The sequence below is a fragment of the Capnocytophaga sp. oral taxon 323 genome, from assembly GCF_001278825.1.
Classification (GTDB): domain Bacteria; phylum Bacteroidota; class Bacteroidia; order Flavobacteriales; family Flavobacteriaceae; genus Capnocytophaga; species Capnocytophaga ochracea.
Genome location: NZ_CP012589.1, coordinates 1923062 through 1946693 on the forward strand (window position 1 = coordinate 1923062; position 23632 = coordinate 1946693).

The following is a 23632-nucleotide window of genomic DNA, read 5'->3' on the forward strand; positions in this document are numbered from 1 at the left end:
CGCTTTTGCGGTACGCACTTTGCCAAAGTTTGAAATTTTGGCAAAGTTGATGCCATTTCCAGTATTATTAATTTTTGTCAATTAAAAAATATTTCGTACCTTTGTACTATCTTTTAAACAGTAACACACTATGAAAAAAGAACAACTCAAACAAATGAAAGATGGCAAGGGCTTTATCGCAGCCCTCGACCAAAGTGGCGGTAGTACCCCAAAAGCCCTTAAACTTTACGGTGTGAATGAAGACCAATATAGCAATGAAGACCAAATGTTTGACCTCATTCACCAAATGCGTACCCGCATCATCAAAAGCCCCGCTTTTAACAGCCATAAAATTATCGGTGCTATCCTTTTCGAACAGACAATGGATAGAAAAATCGACGGTAAATACACCGCCGATTATCTCTGGGAAGAAAAACACATAGTTCCCTTCTTAAAAGTCGATAAAGGCTTAGAAAGCTTAGACGCCGATGGCGTTCAACTGATGAAACCTATAAGCGGTCTTACAGAACTCTTAGAGCGTGCCAATGAGCGTCATATCTTCGGCACCAAAATGCGTTCAGTCATTAAAAAAGCCTCTCCTGACGGTATTGCACGAGTGGTAAAACAACAGTTTGAGATAGCCAAACAAATCGTAAAAGCAGGACTCGTGCCCATTATAGAGCCCGAAGTAGATATCAATATCCCCGATAAATCTCCTGCCGAAGCTATCTTGCGCGACGAGATAAGAAAACACCTCGATGCCCTCCCCGAGACTTTTAACGTGATGCTCAAACTCTCTTTGCCAACTATTAACAATCTCTACAAAGAGTTCACCAAGCACCCTCGTGTAGTGCGTGTAGTCGCCCTTTCAGGAGGTTACCCAAGAGAGAAAGCCAATGATATCCTCGCCGAAAACAAAGGCGTAATCGCCAGTTTCTCAAGAGCACTTACCGAAGGACTCTCAGCTCAGCAAACCGATGCTCAGTTCAACGATACTTTAACTCACACTATCGAAGGTATTTACGAAGCTTCAATTAAGTAATCTAAAAAAACAGACTGCTCCAAAAAGATTTTCTGAGGCAGTCTGTTTTTTTGTTATTTCTTTATTATTCAAAAATATTTTATATCTTTGCCACATCTTAACTAAAGAATAGCAATCTATGAAAGAAGAATTAGAACAAAGTTTAGTAGCTCTCGCTACCGAAATTATTGCTAAACAAGGGAAACTTAACCTCATAGAACTCAATAGACAGGCTCATAAATTAGCTGAAAAAATCACTATATTGAGTTTCGTTGATAAATATTATCAAGACTTAGGTGCTAATGAAAACCGAAAAAACTCAATGATGAAAAAAGTATCTAATTTCATTGATGAAAATCAAGAAAAAGATATTTTCGACATCAAAGTAGAAGCTACCGAAGTGCAACCTATTGCTCCTAAAGGACAAACAAAAGAAAAAGCTTCGTTTGTAGCAATGGAACCAAAACCCGTTCAAAAACAAACTGCAAAAATAGCGCAACCCCAAGTAGAAGTACACCAGCCCGAACCCGAATGGGCAGTACCTGTGGAACAACCTAAAAGAGTAGAAACATCTCAAATAGATTTTGCTATCGAGCAACCTCAGCAAGTAACACAGCCCGAACAGTTTATTGAGCAACCTCAGTACACCGATGAACAACGCATCTTAAAGCAATCCCCTTCCTTAGAAGAATATATTTCTCAGTCTAAGCACACAGTATTCGATAGAAAAGAAACTGATGAGAATATAAAACCCGTACAATCTCTTAACGATAAGTTAGGTAAAAATGCTCAAATAGGTTTGAATGATAAATTGGCTTTTGTACAAAAACTCTTCCTTGGTAGTGAAAGCGAATATAACAAAGTTGTAAAACATATCGGAGAACTCAATACAATGCAAGATGCTGTTTTATACTTAGAACAAGAAATAAAACCTACTTACAACTATTGGAAAGACAAAGAGGAATACGAAGAACGCTTCCTTTCTCTCCTTCTCAAACGCTTTGAAGTGTAATGAGCAAACTCTATCTCATTCCTACCCCCATAGGCAATCTCGAAGATATAACCTTGCGAGCACTCCGTTTGCTCAAAGAGGTTGATATTATCTTAGCCGAAGATACGCGCACCAGTAGTAAGCTTCTCAAACACTACGATATCCATACTCCTATGCAAAGTTACCACCTGTTCAACGAGCACAAAGTGGTAGACGGTTGGGTACAGCGCATCAAAGGGGGTACTACCGTAGCACTCATCACCGATGCAGGAACACCCGCCATTTCCGATCCCGGCTTCTTGCTTACACGTGCCTGCCTTACTGAGGGAGTAGATGTAGAATGCTTACCAGGAGCTACAGCCTTTGTGCCTGCCTTGGTAAACAGTGGCTTGCCTAACGACCGTTTTACCTTCGAAGGCTTCCTCCCCGATAAAAAAGGACGACAAACTCGCCTCTCTCAGCTCACAACTGAAACCAAAACGATGATTTTCTACATCTCCCCGCATAAATTGCTCAAAACCCTCACTGACTTTATTACCACTTTCGGTACCGACCGTCCTGCGAGTCTCTCACGTGAGCTCACTAAGCTACACGAAGAAACCCAACGTGGCACCCTCCAACAACTTTTAGACTATTATAAAGATAAGAATATTAAAGGAGAAATAGTTCTAATTGTTTCTGGGAAAAGTGAAAAATAAAAAGTCGCTTTTGCATCACACATTCCCCCTAAGTTGAAAATACAACAAAAATGATTATCCTTCACATAGAAACTTCAGGGCTCAATTGCTCGGTAGCCCTATCAAAAGACAATCACATTATAGCTGAAAAATCTGAGAATGCAGGCAAGTTTACTCATTCTGAAAACTTACATCTCTTCATTGAAGACGTAATGCAACAAGCCTCCTTACCCCTTTCTGCGGTTGATGCTATAGCCGTAAGTGCTGGCGCAGGCTCTTATACAGGTTTGCGCATTGGTATTGCTACTGCCAAGGGTCTTTGTTTTGCTTTGGAGAAACCTTTAATTGCTATTCCCACCTTGCAAATCCTCGCTCACCAAGCTCAGGGCAATTGTATTATCCCTATGCTCGATGCACGCCGTATGGAGGTGTATAGCGCCGTGTTTAATAGTGCTTATCAGTTTGTGAGTCCTACTGAAGCTAAAATCCTCGATGAGCATAGTTATCAAGAAGAACTAAATAGGGGTAAAGTAACTTTTTTAGGTGATGGTAGTACGAAGTTTGCTACTATCTGTAAGCATCATAATGCTGTATTTATACCCAATGCCTTCCCTGAGGCAAAAGATATGCTTCCGTTTGCTATAGAAAAATATACAAAACAAGACTTCGAAGATATTGCTTATTTTGAACCTCAGTATTTAAAATAGAAGTAAAAGTTAATGTCCTACAATTAGGATTTCATCATCGGTTAGAAGCTCTTCGTTGCGGAAACGTAGCAGTATTTGGGCTACTGTAATAGTATCTTTTTCACAATAAGTAGCAATGCGGTCTACATTGCCTTCATTGTAGAACACATCACGCACTTCGCTACCATTAATATCGTCTTTAGGCGAAGGAATACCGAGAATATGAGCCAAGAGCTTCAGCGAAGTGAAGTGTTTATAATCACCAAATTTCCATAGTTCAAGGGTATCAAGATGCGGAATTTCCCAAGGTTTCTTGCCAAAGAACTGTAGTTTTTGAGGAATAGGAATCCCATTGATAATCATACGTCGCGAAAGGTAAGGAAAGTCAAACTCTTTGCCATTATGAGCACAAAACAATTTATTAGCACGTGAAAAGTGTTCTTCTACCAAACGCACAAAATCTTTTAACAACACTTCTTCCTCTCCCACAAACGAGGTAACCCTAAAAGTGCGTTGCTGATACCGAAAAGAAAAGTAACCTACTGATATACATACAATCTTACCAAACTCCGCCCAAATACCCGCACGGTCGTAAAATTCTTCAGCAGTAAACTCATCTTTCCGCTGATAACGTGTCTTTTCCTCCCACAGTTCTTGTTCTAAAGCCGAAAGCTCAGCGTGTTGTTCATAGAGTGGTACCGTTTCTATGTCTAAGAAGAGAATATCTTCAAGATTAATCTTGTTAAGCATTTTTACTGAAATTCAACTATTAATTTAAAGTCTCATTGCTCTACTACCCTCTAACGCCTAAAACCTTATATGCCTCATCTATATAATCATAAATGTCTTGTGTAAACTTACTGTCTTCAGGAGAGGTATCAGCAGTGCGATGTCCTAAACGCACAATGATGACTTTATCAGTAGGATTTACAATTACGTATTGTCCCAAATGTCCACGCATCATAAAGAAATGGGTATCTTTATAGTCTAATAACCACCAACCATAGCCGTATTCTGGACTCTCGGCAAAGCGCGGTTGTACGGAAGTTGCCACAAAGGTAGAGTCTAATAGCTGTTTGCCGTTCCACTTACCATTATCTCGATAGAGTTTTCCGAGGCGGGCAAAGTCACGTGCATTCGAAGCAATACAACAATACGCTTTTTCGAGTCCGCTTTCTTTACTGTCCAATTGCCAAAGAGCATCGCTCTCACAACCCATCGGTTGCCATAAGCTCTCGGTGAGATACTGAGTAAGGGTCTTCTTTGTAGCTTTCTCCAATACCATTCCCAAAAGGAAAGTATTTCCACTGAGGTATTTATAGGCTTTCCCAGGAGGAGAAACAATCCTCAGTTGGAGCATCTTTTCTCTAAAATGTTTATCAAAATAAGCACGAGTCGTAATAGAAAACGGATTGTAATACGCCTCGTCCCAGTCAAGCCCTGATGCCATAGACGACAGGTCGCCTACCGTAAGCTGGGCTCCGAAGCCTTTTTTGTACTCAGGAAAGAAATCACTTACTTTTTGGTCGAGACTCTTGATATAACCATCGGCAATAGCCTTACCCAAGAGCGCCGAGACATAGCTTTTTGCCATAGAAAACGAATTACTCTTGCTCTCAGTATTATAGCCTTCAAAATACTGTTCGTGCCATATACTATCTCCTTTGATGATAAGAAAAGCTACCGTTCCGTATTTCTTGTGAGCATTTTGTAACTCGGGGGTTTCGGGTATTTTGTTGTAATCTGCTGAAAGTGGCCAAGGCTGAGGAGTAGGACTTTTAGCAATTGTACGATTGTCAAAATAGGTATAATCATCAAGGAAAGTAGTAGTATGCCCCGTGCTGTAGACCACCACTACTGCTTTGAGAATATAACCATAGCCCGCCACGTAAAGGGTTCCTATGAGTAGTAGCAGTACAACAACGAAATTAATGAGAAACTTTTTCATATTTAATAGGGTTTATTTATGCTTATTCTTCATCAGGCAACAATATAGTTTCGCCATTCTCGGTTTCGTACATTACCCCGAGGCGTTTACCTTTTTTCTGAGTGGTAGAAGCATCGGGGGTTGCACCTTCTACAGTTTTATATTTAGTGATTTTCTGTCCTTCACGACGAAGGATTTCCATATCATCACCTTTCTTCTTTACAATGGTAAAATCTTCACCCGAAAAGAAATCTGCCATATTCAGGTTCATCACCATCGATACCATTAAGGCAACGGCAAAGACCATTGCCACATCAAAGAGGTTTACCACTACACTTAGCGGGTCGGCATCATCGTCTTTGAGTCGGGATATGCGTCGGTTTGTTTTCATTGTCTTGCGGGTTGAGTTAATACTCTACTTACATATTCAAGGTTATTGATTTCTTTGCTATACCAGCGTTGTTTGAACTGCAAAGTTACCAACCCTACTAAACTAATCACTAAGCCTACAACAGTAGTGGCAAATACCACTTGCATATTACTCGCCATCTTAGAAATGTCTCCAGTGGAGAGCCCCGTAAGCGCCGGACTCATAGCGATAAGTGTACCGATGAGCCCCAAAACGGGACCTACTTTCGCCAATAGCTTGGAGGTGGCTATGTCTTTTTCGCCTTCATTCTCGAAGTTGGAAATCATATAGTCGTAATATGCCTCGTCGGGTATATGACTAAGAATATCACGCAAGTATTGGGTGTAAAGGGCGTTATCGTGTGCGGGCAATAGGGCTTTAAGCTGTTCTGCGCTTTCGGGTGTGAGCGTCCTGATAGCTTCATTCAGCTGTTTGTCGTTTTTGTATTTAGTGATGAAGCGATTGTAGAAACTACCTACTAATAATAAAGCGCGCACAAAAAGTACCAAGAGTACGATAATGTCGGGTATCAGCAAACTATCCGATACCAAGAATAGAATTTTAGAAATCTCACTCATAAAGTTAATGTCTTAATTTAGTAATTTGTCAATGTTTGCCTCTACTCATTAGCTAACTGACAAATCAGCTAATTTGGTAATTGTTTGTTCGTATCCATATTCGAAGGCGTGATCGAGCTTTTTAGTATCGAGTACGCCTACATTGCTGAGGTTATGTAGTAGTAAGTAGTCACATTTTTTGAACTTGCGGTTATAATTGCCATCCATAGTGATGTTGTAAATGCGTTGCATAAACTGGAACGAGTTGCTGAGCTCCTTTTCGGTAATCGTTTCTAGCGGATTCACAAAGCTCCCTATAATTCTATCACATCGGTCTTTGAGGGGTTCTATAGGGAAGTTGTTCAGCAGTCCACCATCGCAATATAAACTGTCTCCTATTCTCACCGGTGAGAAGTAAGGTGGTAGTGCCGACGATGCAATGAGGGGCTGAATGAGCTCTCCTTTGCTAAAATACTGTACTTTACCGTTCAACAGATTAGTAGCTGTTACCACTAAGGGCAATCGTAAGTCTTCAAAAGTCGGACATTGGAATTGTTTCTTAAAGAACTTAGTATATTTAGCACTATCTACTAATCCCACTTTTTTAAAAGTGAGCATCGACCATTTGAACACAGGTGTTTCTTTAAAAAAATGCACCATATCCTCGGGCTTTACCCCACAAGCGTAGAGTGCCCCAATAAGCGCTCCACCACTGGTACCCGAAATAATTGAGGGTTGCAAGCCTTTTTCTTCCAAAGCCTTCAACAATCCAGCGTGTGCCAAAGCGCGCACCCCGCCACCTGAAAATACTAAACCTAACTTCATTATTTGTCGATTATCATCTTTACGGATTGTCTCCCTCGGGGGAACGGGGGTAATCTGCTAATTAGCTAATTATCTAATTAAAATAAATGCCATCATTGCACTCACGTAGGCAATTCCCGTCATAAATATCCATTGGATAGCTGTCCATTTCCAGCTGTTGGTCTCTTTTCGTACTACGGCAACAGTGCTAAGACACTGCATTGCAAAAGCGTAATAGAGCAAGAGCGAAATACCGGTGCCGAGTGTGTATACAGGCGTGCCATCAGGACGTACTTCAGCGCGCATTTTTGCCAAGATAGTACGTTCCCCCTCTTCACCTTCGGTATCCAAATCTTTTCCTAAACTATAAACCGTTGATAGGGTACTAATGAACACCTCTCGCGCTGCAAACGAGGCTACTACCCCTATACTGATTTTCCAATCGTAGCCCAGCGGTCGAAATACGGGTTCTATTCCTTTGCCTATGTAACCCAAAAACGAGTATTCAAGACTTTGGGCTTCTATGTAATGTGCTTTCTGCTCGGCAGTCCACTGGTGAGTTTGTGCCAACTGCTCGGCGGTAGTCTCTATGCTGTTGTACTTTTCTCCTACCCCGTGAGACCCTAAGAACCACAAAAGTATCGAAATTGCTAAAATGAACTTCCCGGCTCCTATTACAAAGCCTTTGGTCTTCTCGTATACAGTGAGACATACATTACGCAAAAGTGGAATTTTATAATCGGGAATTTCTGCGATAAAGAAACTGTTGTTTTTGTGCATCTTCAGTACTTTGTCTAAGATGAAAGCCGAGAGCAAAGCTACTGCAAAGCCCAAAAAGTACATCGCAAAAAACGTCCACGCTTTATAGCTAATCCACCAAAAATCACCGTCTGGGATTACCAAGTTAATGATGATGAGATATACAGGCAAACGTGCCGAACAGGTCATAAACGGAGTAACAAGTATGGTGATCAGGCGTTCTTTCCAATTCTCAATATTGCGGGCAATCATCACAGCAGGTACGGCACAAGCTGCTCCCGAAATCAGAGGAACAACACTCTTACCACTAAGCCCAAAACGACGCATTACATTGTCCATCAAGAACACCACCCTACTCATATAGCCACTTTCTTCCAATAGAGCAATCAAGGTGAAGAGTACAGCTATTTGGGGGATAAACACTGTGATACCTGCGATTCCTGGTAGGATACCCTCTATTAATAATTCGCTAAGTGCACCAGCGGGTAGTTTAGTAGCAAGCCATTCCCCAAAAACATTGAAACCGTTTTCTATCCAATCCATCGGATAGCTCGACCAAGTAAATACTGCTTGGAAGATAAGCAAGAGTATCGCAGCAAACACCACATAGCCAAAGAAGGGGTGTATGAGGAAGCGGTCGAGACGTGCTCGAAGCGTCTGTGCTTTGCGCTGGTCTACCGTATACGTCTCTTTCAGTATTCTGTTGATAAACTGATAGCGAAGTATCGTTTCTTTTTGCTGTTTGCGTCGTTGCTCACTTTCCGACGTGCCAAAAGTCATTGCCTCTAAGCGAGAGATATCTACGCAAGGAGTGAGCGACAGTTGTTGATAATTTACAATCGCTTCTTTCAGCTCCGTAAGCCCTTCGCCTTTGCGAGTGCTGGTGAGGATAACTTTCGTCTGCAAAGCTTGCGCTAATTTTTCCACCTCAATACTGATACCCTTTTTGCGCATCTGGTCTACCATATTGATAACAAGTATCGTAGGCAACCCAAGGTCTTTTACTTGGGTAAAGAGCAAGAGATTTTGCTTGAGGTTACTCACCTCACACACCACTACCACCACATCAGGGTAATGAGGCTCAGAGTTATGTGTAAGCACATTTACAGCCACATGCTCGTCTTCCGAGCTTGGGTTGAGACTATAGGCACCCGGCAAGTCTATGATTTCGGCTTGCTGGGTATCGGAAAGCTTGCAGTATCCTATTTTTTTTTCGACAGTAATACCAGGGTAGTTGCCCACCTTTTGGTTCAAGCCCGTCAATGCATTGAAGAGCGAAGTTTTACCGGTATTAGGGTTGCCCACAAGGGCGATTTTTAAATTTGCCAATTTGTTAATTTGCTAATTAAATTGCTTGTGCGGCTTGCACCTAATTTGCTAATTGAATATTCTCTGCCATATCCTTTCTAATCGAAAGATATGCCTCATTCATACGGATATAGATAGGGTCGCCAAAAGTAGCTTTTTGGAGTACCTCTATTTCACTGCCCGCATAACAACCTAAATCAATGAGTTTTTGAGGTATTTTAGTAATATCAAAGTCTTGTATAATCCCTTTTTCGCCCTTCTTTAGCTCGGCAACAGTACAAGCACGGTTGCGCACTTCTTCCATAACGATTATTATTTAGAATGATTTTGAGTGCAAAGGTAGTAAATAATTTTAATTCTACAATACCATAAGAGCCTTTAATAAGCGTCCGCCAATTCCTCTACCAAGTAATAATCTTATCTACAATAGCCTGCTGTTCTGAGGCTGTTCGCCTGAGGTAAATACGGGTAGTCTCAATACTTTCGTGCCCCATAAGATCGGCAAGGAGAGAGATGTCGTTAAAGGCTTCCAAGAAGTTTTTAGCGTATCTATGTCTGAATGAATGTGGGTACACGACTTTAGAATTGAGACCATATCTTTCAGCAAAGAGTTTGAGTTTTTGGGCAATACCTCGTGTAGTAATACGTTCTCCCAAGCGGTTGAGAAATAGGTAGCCCGAAGTTTTTTGCTCTTTTGTGAGCCATTTTATAGTCTCTTCACGTAACTGAAGTGGGATGAATAGGCGACGCACTTTACCTCCTTTAGTGTATAGATCGAAATAGCCAATTTTTACGTGTTCTACTTTTATTTGGATAAGCTCGCTTACCCTTGCCCCTGTAGCTGCCAAAAATCGCACTACAAAATACCACATTGGGTTTTCTTCTTTTCGGAGTTGTTCTTTTAAAAAGAGGTAATCTGCTTGACTGATCACATTTTCTAAATAGGTACGTTGTTGCACTTTTACTGATTTTAATCGAAGTTTAGGCTTACCTATATGTTCCAAAAACTTATTCAGAGCTTGAATACGCAAGTTTACCGTTTTAGGTTTAAAATGCTCGATAAGGTATGTTTTGTAGAGCAAAAGGTTTTCCTTGCTGAGGGATTTGTACTTTCCGTAGAAATCGTTTACAGCATATAGATAGGCAGTGATGGTATTTTCTGCCATTTGGCTCTCTTTGAGAGCAGTTTCAAAGGTTGTAACCATATTGTTTGAATTTTATATATAGTGGTTACAATATAAGAAAAACTTGTTATAGACGCTATTATAGGAAATCCACCCTATCAGGTAATGGACGGAGGAGCTGGAGCAGAAGATGCAGCAGCTCCTATATATCATAAATTTGTGACATTAGCAAAACAACTCAGTAGTCAATTTATAAGTTTGATTATGCCTTCTAAATGGATGATTGGAGGGCGAAGTGAACTGATTCCTTTCTTAGAAGAAATGAAAAATGACCCTCATCTTGCTTATATAAAAGATTACCGAGATGACCGTTCCATATTCCCCACTGCTCACAATGATGGAGGAATTTGTTACTTTCTTTGGAATAGAAAAAAGACTAACAAAAACGTTGTTTACACCTATATTACAATGGAGGGGGAAGAAATTAAAGGAGGTAACCAATTACATAATAAATTCTTTGATTATGTAGTGCGAGACATAAGAGTTCTCCCTATTCTTGAGAAAATACATCAACATAATCCGTTAAAGTTCTCAACAATTGTGTCAAAAACACGCCCTTTCGGTCTTAGGAAAGATATTTTTAATAATCCTGATAAGTATCCTAAATCTTTATTAGCATTTGAATCTTTTAAAGATTCTGTAAAAGTCTTTGGCGTAAAAGGAAAAAAGGGAGGTGCTAAACGTATTTTCGGTTATATAACTAAAGAAGATATAACAGATAAATACAATGTTTTAAATAAATACAAGTTGTTTTTTACCACAACTTATTCATCGGATGCCGTAACTCCTCCTGAATACATAAAAGGCTATCCTAATGATATTTGCACGGAAACATTTCTCCTTGTAGGAATATTTCAAAAAGAAGATGAAATGAATAATTGTGCAAAGTATATGGAAACTTCTTTTTTTCGTTTTCTTTTATTCTTAGGACACGGAACAATGCAAGTTAATCAAAAGGTATTTTCACTTATCCCTCTGCAAGACTTCACCTCTTCAAGCGATATTGATTGGTCGCAAACTATTGAAGCTATAGATAAACAACTTTATGCTAAATATAATCTTTCAGAAGATGAAGTAGCTTTTATTGAGCGAATGATTAAACCAATAGTTTAAAAAAAGTGTACAGCTCACCTGCTGTACGCTTTTTTGCTATTCCATAGGTCTTACCATTTTTTCAATATAGGCTATTTCCTCAGGAGTAAGCCCATATTTTTTATATAGTTTTTCATCTGTCCACTCCTCATCAAAGTTTTGTTGCGGAACAAATTGGTAAAACTCTTTGGTTGAGTGTTGAGTATTCTTTTTTAGTGTTAGACAAAAGTGTAGAAACTTCGTTTCTATATATTGCATTACATTCTCACATTGTTTTTTCGTAGCGAAAGGGCCTATTACTAAGTAGGTTTCTGTACAACAAGAGTTAGGCTCTGCATAAATAGGGTTTACTTTATCGGTCTTGCTATTGCCACTTCCTACAGCATAAGGAACAATTACTTTATGCTCTTTTATCCATTGCTGATTTTTTAATACTTCTTCTTTCTTAACGTACCCTATACCTCCATTCACATAGATTTTTACAGCTCCTTTAAAAGATTCTTTTTTACCTTTAAAATAGGTTCTTAATCCAAAAGGTTTTGCAGAACTTATGAGTTCACTAAAACTTTTTTCTTCCAGAGATTGTATTTTTCTAAAAATAGGAATAGCTTCGTTGTATCGAATAAATACATCGGCATTCTTTTCTTTAAGCGGACGTTTTAGTGCTGAGATACATTCACCGTTTTCATAAGTTCTAATAAGGCAATCTCCTTTATATTCCCTGTCCCAAAAAAAATAGTTTACTCCTCCTTTGATTTCGATATTAGAGAATATCTCAGCAGCATTAGGGTAATCGTGTATAGCTTTAAAGTGTTTATTTTCAAGCATTGCTTCACGAAAGTCATCCAATCCCTTACCTCCTGCAAACCACCTGCTGGGAGTAATCAAACTAATATATTTTGGGATGAGTTTTATAGCTTGCTGAATGAACAGTTGATAAACAGGTTTTGCGCTCGCTTGAGCTCCTCCGTCCATTACCTGATAGGGTGGATTTCCTATAATAGCGTCTATCTTCATATTTTTTTGTTGTTAAAATGCCAAAATTTGCCACTGAGCAGGGTGTTTATTACGCTTTCGGGCTTCTGGGTGAGGTTTTCAATAAGATCTCCGTAGTATTCGGCGTGGACAGCAGTGTCTCTAAAGCCTACCAATGTACGTTTGGTTATACTGCGTGCCATTGGGGTTTTACATACTACCAAGATGTTCTCTTCAAGGGTCGCATCCCATAGTTGCAGGGCTAATTGTCTACCTACTTCTTCTTTATATTTTTTCTTTGCTTCTTCTATACGAGAACGGTAGATATTATAGGCAGCATACAAAGGGTATAACCCACTCTTCGAGTTGATTTCTAAAATCACACTCTTAGGGGTAAATACCTCCTCTGTTACCCCTTGTTGAGTCACATAGCGCGGCACATCTAAGGGCTGTTCAAAATTCTCATCCATAAAACAATAGCCTCCTAAGCAATCAGAGAGATGACGATTTACTACACGCCAAGGAGTGAGTACGGTCTCTTTGTCGGGATTACGAAAGGTAGCAAAGATAGCCGCTATCCTACTAATGCGTTCCTCTATAGTAAACTTATCAGCCATACGTGTCATTTCGCGAATTCGTTTACCCGATTCGCGGAAAATATCGGGATCGTAATAGCGTTTAAATCTAGTAAAAAACTCTTTGGTCACGCCACGAGGCATAAACTCTTCCCACGAGAGGTCGTCTACTAATTTTTCAAAGTTGTCAAGAGTGAGTTCTTCGTCTTCATTAGTGATTTCAGCCCCGTAGAGTAAGAGCGGCATACGGATAGAAATACCGCGTAGTATGGCTATTGCTTCGCGTCGTTGGTCGCCAAGAGCTTTGAGTTGTTCTAAACGTTCGGCTTCTTCAGTAGTAAGGTCTTTTTTCTTTTTTTTCTCCAAACGTTCTTTTTCAGCGTGGAGTTCGTTGTTGAGCCCCTGTTTGTTAATATCAATATCTCCAGGGCGGGGCATTGCTTTGGTTTTTCCGATAGTAGCTCGCAAATCACTAAAATCTTTGAGTTCAACTTCAGTGAGTTTAAGCAGTTCGTCATTGTAGAGAGCTCCATCTTCAAAACCGCATTGCACTACTTTTTCTATCTGAGCTCGTTTCAGTTGCCCCAGCATTGTTTTTACATCATAAGGCTTCATTTGGCTACCTTCAATAGCTATTATAGGGCAGAAGTTCAAAAAATCGCCTAATATTTTACGGTCTTCTTCAGTTTGTTTACCTGCTTTAGCCGATACTTTAGCACTTTCGGCTAGCACGCGCAATGTCCGGTCAGGAGCAAAATCAAAAGCATAACAATCGGTTTTCATACGCCCGTTATGGGTGTAGGGAGTTTGCACGCGGAAGATTGTTTGCATATAGCTTGCAGCTGAGGTACTATAAGCCCCTGCCATCATAAATACCCCCGTCCAAGGCTTGATACTCACCCCTGTAGTGAGACGCCCACACGAAAGAGTAATAGTATAAGTTTGGTCAGAGTCTTCGCCTATAGCATCTTCCACTAATTTCAAAGCATCTCTGCTTTCTTCTTCTTCATCGCCATCGCCTGCTACATTCACTACTTTGAAAGCCCCAAATATAGGGTGATTTTGCAACTTAGTACTGAGGGCTTTAGCGGCTTTTACACCTGGCAATATCCAGAGCGTATGACGGAAAATCTTGCGAAAATTATCATTGGCATAAGGGTAAAAACTCTCACTGTCGTCACAAAGCAAGTTGAGAAATTTGTCTATATCTTTATCGTGAACAAAATCTACATTGTCGTGAGTGCGGAAAAATTCACGGAAGTTAAAGGCTTTTTCATCGTCGCTATAGTCGCTCATTAACCGCCCTAAATCGTAGGTGTAAATATGAATAGCAGGTAGTGCAGCATAAGGATTAGCATCTCCCAAGTGTGTAATTTCCCAATCTATCTTAGCTTTTTGCTCCATCACATAATCCCACGTAAAGATTTCCTCTTCCTTGTGGTCATCAAGCAGATTAAAAGGAGTACCCGAAAGGCGCAATACTTTAGTGTCTGTACCTTTTAGGTGCATAATCACGGATTGTCCTAATTCAGTTTGAGTTCCTTCATGTGCCTCATCTACTATCAAAAAGTCCCAAGTAGTAGAGAAAAGCTCATTGTTTTTGTCAAATTTACCACCTACTTCTTTAGATCCCCGCATATCTTGCATTGAGGCAAAATACACATAATTACCCCCTTTGTTTGCAAGTTTTTCCAATGAAGCAAAATCATTTTCTCCTTTAGCTCTAGAACCATAGTAATAATTAGGACTATTATAGAAGATTTTTCTAAAATCCTCATACCAACCAGCATCTACTACTGGGCGGTGGGTTACGATAAGAGTACGCTTCATTTGTAAGTCTTTAGCTACTTGTAGTGCACAGAGTGTTTTCCCAAAACGCATTTTAGCATTCCATAGCATTTGGTTTCCTTTTTAAACTGCTTTTCAGTACGTTCTATAGCATCGGCTTGCTCGGGTCGAAAAATGATAGGGTTTTCAGTAGTGCTAATATCCTCCGTTTTCAGACTTTTTCTACCTTGTTTTACGGCAGCAATAGCTTTTATAGCCGTAGCAAGGTCGCAACAGTACCATTCAGTAGCCCCTTTGAAAGCTTTTTTCTTTACTCCAGAGCGTTCTAATACAGAATGAACCTCCTTATCATTAAAGAGACCTATCTTTCCATCACGAGAGAATAGAGTGAGTTCAGTGTGTAACAATTGGTAACTGATACCAGCGGTCTGGGTGTATTGTTTAATGCGGTTATGAGCGGCATTGTTTAGTTCTTTGCTATTAGTCTCGGGCAATCCATCACCGTTAAAAGTAGTTTCTCCTATCTTTACGCAGTCGCTATGAGCTTCATCGGCAATGGTAAAGATATAAATCAAACGAGGTTTTAGAGAGAGTTCAAATGTAGCCATATTAGGTATAATTTATATTATAGGAACTACTAATGGCAAACGAAATTGATATAAGTGAAAACGAACTCTTTAAACAATCTGAAGATGTTTTTACGCTTTTACTAAAAGATCACACTACCCAAAAGAATATCTTTTGGGCTACAGATAGTTATGCCGCTAAAGGAGAAGGGTATACCTATTTTGATACCATTAATGCAGAACATATTACGGGTGAAAATGGCAATGTGATCCGCCCCAGAGCTATCAAATCAAAAGAAGAACAAATAGAACGCACTAAAGGAATGGCAGAAGTGTTTACCCCATCGTGGGTGTGCAACGCTCAAAATAATTTAGTAGATGAAGCGTGGTTTGGTCGTAAAGAGGTTTTTAATATTGAAGATACAGAAAAGCACACTTGGGAAGCAGTAAAAGCTCCTATCACTTTCCCTGAAGGAAAAACGTGGAAGGATTATGTACGTGCTACCCGAATAGAGCTAAGTTGTGGAGAAGCCCCCTACTTGGTAAGCCGTTATGACACGACTACAGGTGTATATGTTCCTCTTGAACAACGTATAGGAATGCTCGATCGCAAACTCAGGGTAATTTCAGAAAATACAACCTCTTCAGGCGAATGGCTTGAAATGGCACAAGAAGCTTATAAAAACATTTACGGATTTGAATGGCAAGGCGATAACTTACTATTAGCTCGGGAAGCATTATTAGTTTCATTCATAGAGTATTACGAAGCTAAGTTTGGTAAGCGCCCTTTAGAAAAATCTATTAAATACATTGCTTACATTATCTCTTGGAATTTATGGCAAATGGACGGACTTAAAGGAGTTATACCTTGTAGCTGTAAGCATAACATTACAGAAATAGGATTTGATATATATGGACAACAAGAAAAAAGAAGAATTACTTGTAATGGTTGTCAAAAAGAAATATTCAAAGAACACAATGGTATTTATTGCCTCATAAAAGATTGGAGTAGCAAAGACCCTGACACAGGTAAAAGCAACCGAAAAATAAGATTTATTGATTTGATTAAATAATATAAATTATCGGTGCAAAAATACAGATTATTTAGTAATTTGCTAATTTACCTATTGTCAATTCCACTAAAGTCTCTTTTATGAATTGCTCTCTTCGAGGAATCAAGAGACTATTTTAAAGCTCTTGTATATACCTTAAAACCGCACTCCAAAGCTAAACCCTATCCCTCTATACTCCATCATCTCAGGAGTTTCACTCCAAAAAAGAGGTTCTGCTACATCAAAACTCGTGTAAGAAGTATAAGCCGATAAAAACATACTATACTTATTTCTCACTAAAAACGGAATGGATAGCCCCACCTTCACTTCCCTATTGATGGCTTTACTAAGGTACTCAAAGGCAGAAAGCCAGCTACTTGTACAAAAATATTTCCCTGATAATTCTTTACAGGGTTCAAACGGAGTACACTACCCAATTTTAATCCTGAGGCTACAGGGTTTTGAAAATGTGTAAAACCGCCTACCACTCCTATACTCAATATCCTAAACAAGCGGTAATTTACTGTAAAATCACTTGAGATAATAGGCTTCTCATTTAGTAATGCCTCGTCGCCTTCATACAAATTCGTACGAGAGTTTAACCAGCTATAAGAGTATTTTGCACCACCATTTCGAGGAAAAGTAAAACTTAATTCCCCTTGGTAAAACCATCTGCTTTGTTTCTCAGGCACTACTTGCACTGTAGTTTCAGTGCTTACATTTCCTATAACCGATGTGCTTTCCGTATTTTCCTGTGCCGTAGCCAATTCCACAGCAAAAAAAAGTATTATATAAAGTATTTTTTTCATTCTATAATTATTAAGTCACTAAACATAAGCTCGTAGCTTCTTCTTTTATTTCGGTGCAAAAATACAAAAATAACACACAATACCAAAAAACAATTTTCACGACACACCTCACTAATCTTTGTTTTATTTTCGTTTTTCTTCTCGTTTATCACCCCCTAATTCTTCTCCTTTAATCATTCATTACCAACTACTTATATACCCTTTCTATACCAATCGTCCAAGATTCGTATAAGCTTCCTATAAGCTCTCTATAAGCTAACCCCACCCTTCTTACACCCTTTTTTCATCAAAAACCCTCCCTGCCTTCTTCCGTTCTTTTCCGATACCTTTCTATTCCCTGAGTCCTCCCCAATAAAGCTACCAATCTCGTCTTACCTCCGTCCGACAAGTCCTAATCGTCCGATAAATACAACAAAAAAGGCTGTCCTAAAATAGGACAGCCTTTATTATATAACTTATACGGTTCGTACGCGCCTGTGTGGCTCACACGCTCGCACTATTTTACTCCGTGCATCATCGCTTGAAGTTTCTTGTTAAGGAGTATCATTCCTAAACCGCAAAGGATTACAAATCCTGAAACCGCAGCAAATACTACGCTTGCCCCAAGTTTCTCTACGTAAGAAGCAATCACTCCTCCTGCTGCATTGGCGAAGAAAGCAGCCATCATCCAAACACCCATCATAAGTCCTGCTAAACGCGGAGGTGAAAGTTTTGTAACCGTAGAAAGTCCTACCGGTGATAAACACAACTCACCAATGGTATGTGTAAGGTAAGTAAGCACCAACCAAGCCAAGCTCGCTTTCACTGCTATATCTTTAGGGTCTACCCCTATGGAGCCACCGCGCTCGTAAACAGCGCCAAGCATAAAGAAGAACCCTACCCCTAAGAGTATCATTCCCATTCCCATTTTAAACGGAGTAGTAAGACGTTGTCCCATTTTAGTACCCCAAAACGATGCAAATACCGGTGCTAATAATACAATAAACAATGGGTTTACTGATTGGAACCAAGCAGTAGGAATTTCAAAGCCCATCACCGTCCTGTTGATATAGTTATCGGTATAAAGGGTAAGCGAAGAGCCCGCTTGCTCAAATCCTGCAAAAAAGAAGATTGCAAAGAAGAAATAGATAAAGATAACAGCAATACGCTCTTTTTCTTCTTTGGTAAGTGGTTTTTGCACTTCGGCTTCCGAAAGTTCTTGTATTTTTTTCTTACCACCTTTTGGTTGCAATCCAAGGTCGCCTAAGTATTTCTGTGCAAAGAAAATAAATATCAATTCTCCTATAAGCATACCGATAGCAGCTGCCAAGAATCCATATCTATAACCGTAAGAAAGGATTATTTCTTTTCCTTGTGCATCTACACCGTGAGTAGCAAAGATGTTATCAGTAAGGAATCCTGTAATGAGTGGTGCTAAGAAAGCCCCTAAGTTAATACCCATATAGAAAATCGAGAAAGCCGAGTCTAAACGTTTATCACCTGATTCATAGAGTCCTCCTACTAAGGCTGAAATATTCGGTTTGAAGAACCCGTTACCTATAATCAACAAAAATAGCCCTAAATATAAGCCAAAGTGAGTGTTTATAGAGAACAACGCAAACTCTCCGAAGAACATTATGAGTCCCCCTAACAATACTGCCCTGCGTTGTCCTAAAAAGTTATCGGCTATCCAACCGCCAATCAGTGGAGTGAAATAGGTAAGTCCTGTGGCAAAGCCATAGATAAGACTCGCTGTAGCTTTATCGAAAGCCAATCCGCCTTCAAGCCACGTCTTGGTGAGGTATAACATCAAAATACCACGCATTCCATAGTAACTGAAACGCTCCCACATACCTGTTAGGAACACCAAATAAAGCCCCTTAGGGTGCTTCTTTTTCGCATTTTCTACGTTTGTATCCATTTATTTAATAAATTAAAAAGTTTGTTTATAAATTAAAATTCTACATTAAATATTTTTAATCCAGTAAAGTTTTTCTTTTACAGATTGTCCCCCTTCGGGGGGACGGGGGCTTTGTTTATAAATTTTCTATGATAAAATTCGTCATTTTTGTATATAACTGATAGCGTGTGCTACCTGTGTTGTCGTAAATACCGTGATTCTTATCGGGGTAAATTAACCAATCAAAATCTTTTTGCAAACTCACCAAGGTATTGATGAGCACCATTGCATTTTGCACGTGTACATTGTCGTCGGCACTACCGTGAATGAGCAAGTATTTACCTTTGAGTTTGGCAGCGTGAAACAACGGTGAATTTTCGTCGTAACCTTTTGCGTTCTCTTGGGGGGTACGCATAAAACGCTCGGTGTAAATAGTATCGTAAAAACGCCAATTGGTAACAGGGGCTACTGCTATCGCCATCTTGAATATATCGCCTTTTTGAAACAGACAGTTAGACGACATAAATCCGCCAAAACTCCAACCCCATATCCCTATTCTGCTCTTATCTATATAAGGATAAGCCCCTACGAGCTGAGCGACTTCTGCTTGGTCTTCAACTTCGTATTTACCCAGTTGCTGATAGGTACATTTCTTAAAATCTGCTCCTTTGTAACCTGTGCCTCTGCCGTCTACACATAGCACTATATAGCCTTTTTGGGTGAGCATTGCGTGCCAAAAGTCATTCATATCCCACCATTGGTCGGCGACTTCTTGTGAACCTGGTCCTGAGTATTGGTACATCAAGAGCGGATATTGCTTTTTAGGGTCGAAATCCTTAGGTTTGAGCATATAAGCATTGAAAGTACCCTTAGCAGTTTTCAGTTCCATAAACTCTTTTTCGGGCAAATTATAGGTTTTCAATCGCTGGGCGTATTCGGCATTGGTAACGATTTCTTTGAGTTGCTTTCCACTTTTGGTATCGTTTAGCGTATAGCGTGGAGGCGTAGTGGCATTGGCAAAAGCGTGGATATACATTGTATAATCCCCACTGAATGTGCCTTTGTTTGTTCCTGCCTCAGTAGAAAGTGCGCGAGGAGTTTTGCCTTTGAAGCTTACCGCATAGAGCCCTCGGCGGGTAGAGCCCGTCTGGGTAGATTGGTAGAACAACTGCTGGGTTTTAGGATCATAGCCATAACAATCGGTTACTTCCCAGTTACCACGCGTGAGCTGGCGTACTAATTTCCCTTTGGCATTGCAGTAGTAAAAATGGTTATTTCCATCTTTCTCCGATTGGTAAATAAAACTATTATCGGGTAAAAATAGTATCTCCTTGTTGATGCTTACATAAGTCGCGCTGGTTTCCTTCACTAAGGAAGTCGTTGCCTTCGTCTGGCTATTCACTTGCAAGAGTTGCCAATCGTTTTGGTGGCGATTGAGAGTTTGTACCGTCAGCTTATGAGGGTCGTTTGTCCATTGCAAACGTGGGATATAATAGGCTTTCAAGGGTATTTCAGCCACCGATTTATCAGCCACAGTATAGATATGCAAACTCACCGCCGAATTAGCTTCCCCTGCTTTGGGATATTTGAAAGTATAAGGTGTAGGATAGAGGTCGTAACCGTAGATATCCATTGAAAACTCAGGTACTTTGCGCTCATCTGAACGTATAAATGCTAATTGTGTACCATCAGCATTCCAAGCGAACAATTGCACAATCCCGAACTCTTCTTCGTACACCCAATCAGCAGTACCGTTAATGATAGCGTTCTTCTGTCCGTCGGTAGTGATTTGGGTTTCCGCACCCGTCGTAAGGTCGTATAAATACAAGTTGTTTTCGTATACAAAAGCCAATTGCTTACCATTAGGTGAAAAAGTGGGGACTTGTATGCGCTTATCGCTCACTTTTTTAAGGTCGCCAGTGGCGAGGTCGTACAGAAAATAATTAGCTACGAACGAATGTCGGTAGATATCCTCTTTTCGGGTAGCGATAAGGAGCTTTTTCTCATCAGGAGAAAACTCATAGCTCTCAATCCTATTCACTCTTTCATTAGTTTCAAAGAGTGTTTGTACTTTGCTGAGCGTCGCAAAGTCGTAAAGGTTAATTTCCTGAATGTGTTTGTCACGGTTATATTCGAGCACTGTATATTGTGGGGTTTTCTTCAGTGCCTTCAAGTTGTACATACGTTCGGGGTAAAAAGCGTGTTGCGTCCATATATTCTCTAAAGAAATAGACTGTGCAGATAACAAGTAAAAGCTAAGAAATAAAGCCAACAAAAGCTGGGTATGTAAGTATTGGTGCACTCTATTGCGTCTAAATACAGCCACCTTTTGTAATTCATAATTCGCCATTTCTAATTAGTCTTTTGTCATTTATCATTAACCTCTAACCATTGATTATTAATTTCGCGGTCAATATTAGTCAATATTTTTGATATAGAAGCTATCTTTTAATCTGTTTTTTTATATTTATTTTCTATATGATTGATTTTGAATAGCTCTCACTGTTCAACCGATTTTCATATTCCCCTAATACTTTTAGCTCTTCTGTCATAATATCCAAAAGTTGCATCGCTTGCTGGTATCGGGCATAACTATCAAACACCACATCTACAAAGAATGCGTATTTCCAAGGAGTCTCTATTACAGGCAACGACTGTATTTTAGTCATATTCATATTGTAATCGCGTAACACGTTCAGCACCGTTGCCAAACTACCGCTCTTGTCATATACTTGGAATTTAAGCGTCGCCTTATTGATATCTCTTTTGGGTAGGTGTGCATCAGTAGTTCTGAGTACCACAAAGCGGGTAGCATTACGCTTAATGGTTTGTATGCTTTCCGCAATAATAGGCAAGCCGTAGAGCTCAGAAGCCGATGCCGAAGCAATAGCCGCCACCCCTTTGAGTTGTTGCAAGTGTATCTGTCGTGCTGCCTCAGCTGTATCAGGAGATTCCACCAGTCGTATATCAGGATAATCGTGAAAGAAATCCTTACACTGCAACAGTGCCATATAGTGCGAATGCACCTCAGTAATATCCTCTAAGCGTTGCCCTTCTAGCGCCATCAAGTGGTGCTGTATGTTCATATAGTGCTCCCCTGTAATGTGCAGGTTATGACGGTCTATAAGGGCATAATTAGGTAATATTGCTCCTGCAATGCTATTCTCAATAGCCATCACGCCCCAGTTAGCATCGCCTTTCAGCAGTGCTTTCACTACCGCATCAAAAGTACGACATTCTAGCACCTCTATGTCTTTGCCAAAGTAACTCTCAGCCGTCTGATAGTGAAACGAACCTTTGATACCCTGTATTGCTATTTTTTCACTCATTTACATATTAAAAATCACCCCTTGCGCTTCTTTCTATGGCAATATCGCTCCTACCGCTATATCACAGCGGTGTCCCGGTTGCCCGTGAGGCGGATTAGGCTTCCCCGAAAAGCCTGGTTCAGTAGTCCCCGTGTGCTGTTGTGCCATTTTGGGGTCGATAACTATTTGTTGCTCTACCGTTTTAGGCGTAGCTGGTGCTTGTTGTTTCACAGGCTTACTGTTCAGCGGAGCGCCCACCGGTATATCACAACGGTGCCCTGGTTGCCCGTGAGGCGGATTCAGTTTCTGTCCCTTCGTCGCCACCCCTTGCTGTGTCTGAGGTTGTGCCACCTGCACCTGTTGCACTTGTGGCATACCTCCCGAAACTACGGGCTTAGCATCGGCACTGCTCACAGGCTGTGCTTGTGTTTGCGTTTGGGCTATCACATTGCCGTCGTTGGGTAGCGGAGCCCCCACGGCTATATCACAACGGTGTCCTGGCTCTCCGTGAGGCGGATTGAGCTTCGCTCCTTGCTGTGTAGCTGGTAGCGATACGTTGTTAGAAAAATTCGCCCCACCCGCACCAAACGGATTTCTTTCGTTGCTCTTATCGCGTGCTTCCTCAGCTTTTTGAGTGTTAGCAAGAGCATCTTCGGCAACAGCTATTTCCTGTTGCCCGTTATTACAAGCCATTAGGGCAAACATTGTGGTAGTGAGTATAGTAAATCTTACATTCATAAATGGGTAAATTTTTGGCAAAGATAGAAAATAATTATCAATTAGCAATTCACCCATAAATATTTTCTCACCCCCAGCACTGTAAGTTCTTACATTCGTTATATATCCTACACAATCCCTATTTACATAGTTCTTTTTTCTACGAAAACGCTTCCTCACAGATATCCTCTCGTCATTTGTCCCTCGTCATTTCTTCCCTTTTCCGTCACTAATTCCCCTTCTTTGAAGGTATCCAGCAATAGCTAGGTATGTGCCTCGCGAGAGCGAAGTATGTGAGAGGAAGGAGGTTTTTTTGATTTTCCGTCATACCCCCCTAGTGCCTATGGCCTAAGGCCTAGTGCCTTTTCTCTTTCTTTCGCCTCGAAACCCTGTTTTTAACATTTTTAGCGCTGTTGTATCACATTATGAATCAACTACTTATATACCCTTTCTATACCAATCGTCCAAGATTCGTATAAGCTTCCTATAAGCTCTCTATAAGCTAACCCCACCCTCCTAACACCCTTTTTTCACCAAATTTTCTCTCAGCTCTCTTCCGATTCCTTCTG

The 23632-nt window shown here is 40.3% G+C and carries 23 protein-coding genes; 6 read left to right on the forward strand and 17 right to left on the reverse strand.

Annotation, left to right across the window (positions count from 1 at the left end; translation table 11 throughout):
• Positions 1–130: 130 nt before the first annotated feature.
• From AM608_RS08300 to tsaB, 4 genes are all read left to right on the forward strand, one after another.
• Entirely contained in the window at positions 131–1021 is an 891-nt protein-coding gene (locus tag AM608_RS08300; protein WP_053581407.1) for a fructose bisphosphate aldolase, read from the forward strand.
• A gap of 118 nt (positions 1022–1139) precedes the next feature.
• Entirely contained in the window at positions 1140–2012 is an 873-nt protein-coding gene (locus tag AM608_RS08305; RefSeq protein WP_053581408.1) for a hypothetical protein, read from the forward strand.
• A complete protein-coding gene (rsmI, locus tag AM608_RS08310) occupies positions 2012–2689 on the forward strand; it encodes a 16S rRNA (cytidine(1402)-2'-O)-methyltransferase (protein WP_009410831.1) in 678 nt (225 codons plus the stop codon). Before AM608_RS08305 ends, rsmI begins: the two co-directional genes overlap by 1 nt.
• A 50-nt stretch (positions 2690–2739) precedes the next feature.
• On the forward strand, positions 2740–3375 hold the full coding sequence (gene tsaB, locus AM608_RS08315; protein WP_053581409.1) for a tRNA (adenosine(37)-N6)-threonylcarbamoyltransferase complex dimerization subunit type 1 TsaB: 636 nt from the start codon (positions 2740–2742) through the stop codon (positions 3373–3375).
• Between the two features lie 9 nt (positions 3376–3384).
• On the opposite strand, the gene AM608_RS08320 is transcribed toward tsaB, so the two are convergent.
• The 8 genes from AM608_RS08320 to AM608_RS08355 all read right to left on the reverse strand — a co-directional run bounded on the left by AM608_RS08320 (position 3385) and on the right by AM608_RS08355 (position 10323).
• Positions 3385–4104, reverse strand: a complete 720-nt coding sequence (locus AM608_RS08320; protein WP_053581410.1) for a 3'-5' exonuclease — start codon at positions 4102–4104, stop codon at positions 3385–3387.
• A gap of 43 nt (positions 4105–4147) precedes the next feature.
• Complete coding sequence (locus AM608_RS08325; protein ID WP_053581411.1) at positions 4148–5302, reverse strand: serine hydrolase; 1155 nt, start codon at positions 5300–5302, stop codon at positions 4148–4150.
• 22 nt (positions 5303–5324) lie between these two features.
• Positions 5325–5672 (reverse strand): DUF2149 domain-containing protein, encoded by a 348-nt coding sequence (locus AM608_RS08330; RefSeq protein ID WP_002674860.1) that lies wholly within the window; start codon positions 5670–5672, stop codon positions 5325–5327.
• Positions 5669–6268, reverse strand: a complete 600-nt coding sequence (locus tag AM608_RS08335; protein ID WP_053581412.1) for a MotA/TolQ/ExbB proton channel family protein — start codon at positions 6266–6268, stop codon at positions 5669–5671. Before AM608_RS08335 ends, AM608_RS08330 begins: the two co-directional genes overlap by 4 nt.
• Positions 6269–6316: 48 nt before the next feature.
• Positions 6317–7072 carry a patatin-like phospholipase family protein gene (locus AM608_RS08340; protein ID WP_053581413.1) on the reverse strand — a complete coding sequence of 252 codons (756 nt, stop codon included), beginning with the start codon at positions 7070–7072 and terminating at the stop codon, positions 6317–6319.
• A gap of 69 nt (positions 7073–7141) precedes the next feature.
• Positions 7142–9139 carry a ferrous iron transport protein B gene (gene feoB, locus AM608_RS08345; protein WP_172672752.1) on the reverse strand — a complete coding sequence of 666 codons (1998 nt, stop codon included), beginning with the start codon at positions 9137–9139 and terminating at the stop codon, positions 7142–7144.
• Positions 9140–9179: 40 nt separating this feature from the next.
• Positions 9180–9422, reverse strand: a complete 243-nt coding sequence (locus tag AM608_RS08350; protein WP_016478477.1) for a FeoA family protein — start codon at positions 9420–9422, stop codon at positions 9180–9182.
• A gap of 97 nt (positions 9423–9519) precedes the next feature.
• Positions 9520–10323: a tyrosine-type recombinase/integrase gene (locus AM608_RS08355; protein WP_053581414.1), complete on the reverse strand. Its 804-nt coding sequence runs from the start codon at positions 10321–10323 to the stop codon at positions 9520–9522.
• A gap of 84 nt (positions 10324–10407) precedes the next feature.
• Between AM608_RS08355 and AM608_RS08360 the strand changes: the two genes are divergently transcribed.
• Positions 10408–11415 (forward strand): Eco57I restriction-modification methylase domain-containing protein, encoded by a 1008-nt coding sequence (locus AM608_RS08360; RefSeq protein ID WP_053581415.1) that lies wholly within the window; start codon positions 10408–10410, stop codon positions 11413–11415.
• Between the two features lie 36 nt (positions 11416–11451).
• On the opposite strand, the gene AM608_RS12315 is transcribed toward AM608_RS08360, so the two are convergent.
• The 3 genes from AM608_RS12315 to AM608_RS12325 are packed head-to-tail and all read right to left on the reverse strand — an operon-like array spanning position 11452 to position 15340.
• Complete coding sequence (locus tag AM608_RS12315; protein ID WP_216594880.1) at positions 11452–12411, reverse strand: Eco57I restriction-modification methylase domain-containing protein; 960 nt, start codon at positions 12409–12411, stop codon at positions 11452–11454.
• Entirely contained in the window at positions 12408–14843 is a 2436-nt protein-coding gene (locus AM608_RS12320) for a DEAD/DEAH box helicase (protein ID WP_216594881.1), read from the reverse strand. Before AM608_RS12320 ends, AM608_RS12315 begins: the two co-directional genes overlap by 4 nt.
• Entirely contained in the window at positions 14789–15340 is a 552-nt protein-coding gene (locus AM608_RS12325) for a GIY-YIG nuclease family protein (protein WP_216594882.1), read from the reverse strand. Before AM608_RS12325 ends, AM608_RS12320 begins: the two co-directional genes overlap by 55 nt.
• Before the next feature lie 32 nt (positions 15341–15372).
• Here AM608_RS12325 and AM608_RS08370 point away from each other — a divergent pair, with 32 nt between their 5' ends.
• Positions 15373–16371: a hypothetical protein gene (locus AM608_RS08370; protein WP_053581416.1), complete on the forward strand. Its 999-nt coding sequence runs from the start codon at positions 15373–15375 to the stop codon at positions 16369–16371.
• Between the two features lie 135 nt (positions 16372–16506).
• On the opposite strand, the gene AM608_RS12725 is transcribed toward AM608_RS08370, so the two are convergent.
• The 6 genes from AM608_RS12725 to AM608_RS08395 all read right to left on the reverse strand — a co-directional run bounded on the left by AM608_RS12725 (position 16507) and on the right by AM608_RS08395 (position 23084).
• Complete coding sequence (locus tag AM608_RS12725) at positions 16507–16629, reverse strand: hypothetical protein (protein WP_256379108.1); 123 nt, start codon at positions 16627–16629, stop codon at positions 16507–16509.
• A gap of 44 nt (positions 16630–16673) precedes the next feature.
• Positions 16674–17159, reverse strand: a complete 486-nt coding sequence (locus AM608_RS08375) for a hypothetical protein (protein WP_253273461.1) — start codon at positions 17157–17159, stop codon at positions 16674–16676.
• Between the two features lie 496 nt (positions 17160–17655).
• Entirely contained in the window at positions 17656–19059 is a 1404-nt protein-coding gene (locus AM608_RS08380; RefSeq protein WP_009417397.1) for a peptide MFS transporter, read from the reverse strand.
• Positions 19060–19174: 115 nt separating this feature from the next.
• The gene (locus tag AM608_RS08385) at positions 19175–21388 is read right to left on the reverse strand and encodes a S9 family peptidase (RefSeq protein WP_053581417.1); all 2214 of its coding nucleotides are present in this window, start codon (positions 21386–21388) and stop codon (positions 19175–19177) included.
• Positions 21389–21512: 124 nt separating this feature from the next.
• Positions 21513–22367: a prephenate dehydratase gene (locus AM608_RS08390; protein ID WP_053581418.1), complete on the reverse strand. Its 855-nt coding sequence runs from the start codon at positions 22365–22367 to the stop codon at positions 21513–21515.
• Between the two features lie 33 nt (positions 22368–22400).
• Complete coding sequence (locus tag AM608_RS08395; protein ID WP_053581419.1) at positions 22401–23084, reverse strand: hypothetical protein; 684 nt, start codon at positions 23082–23084, stop codon at positions 22401–22403.
• Between the last annotated feature and the right edge of the window lie 548 nt (positions 23085–23632).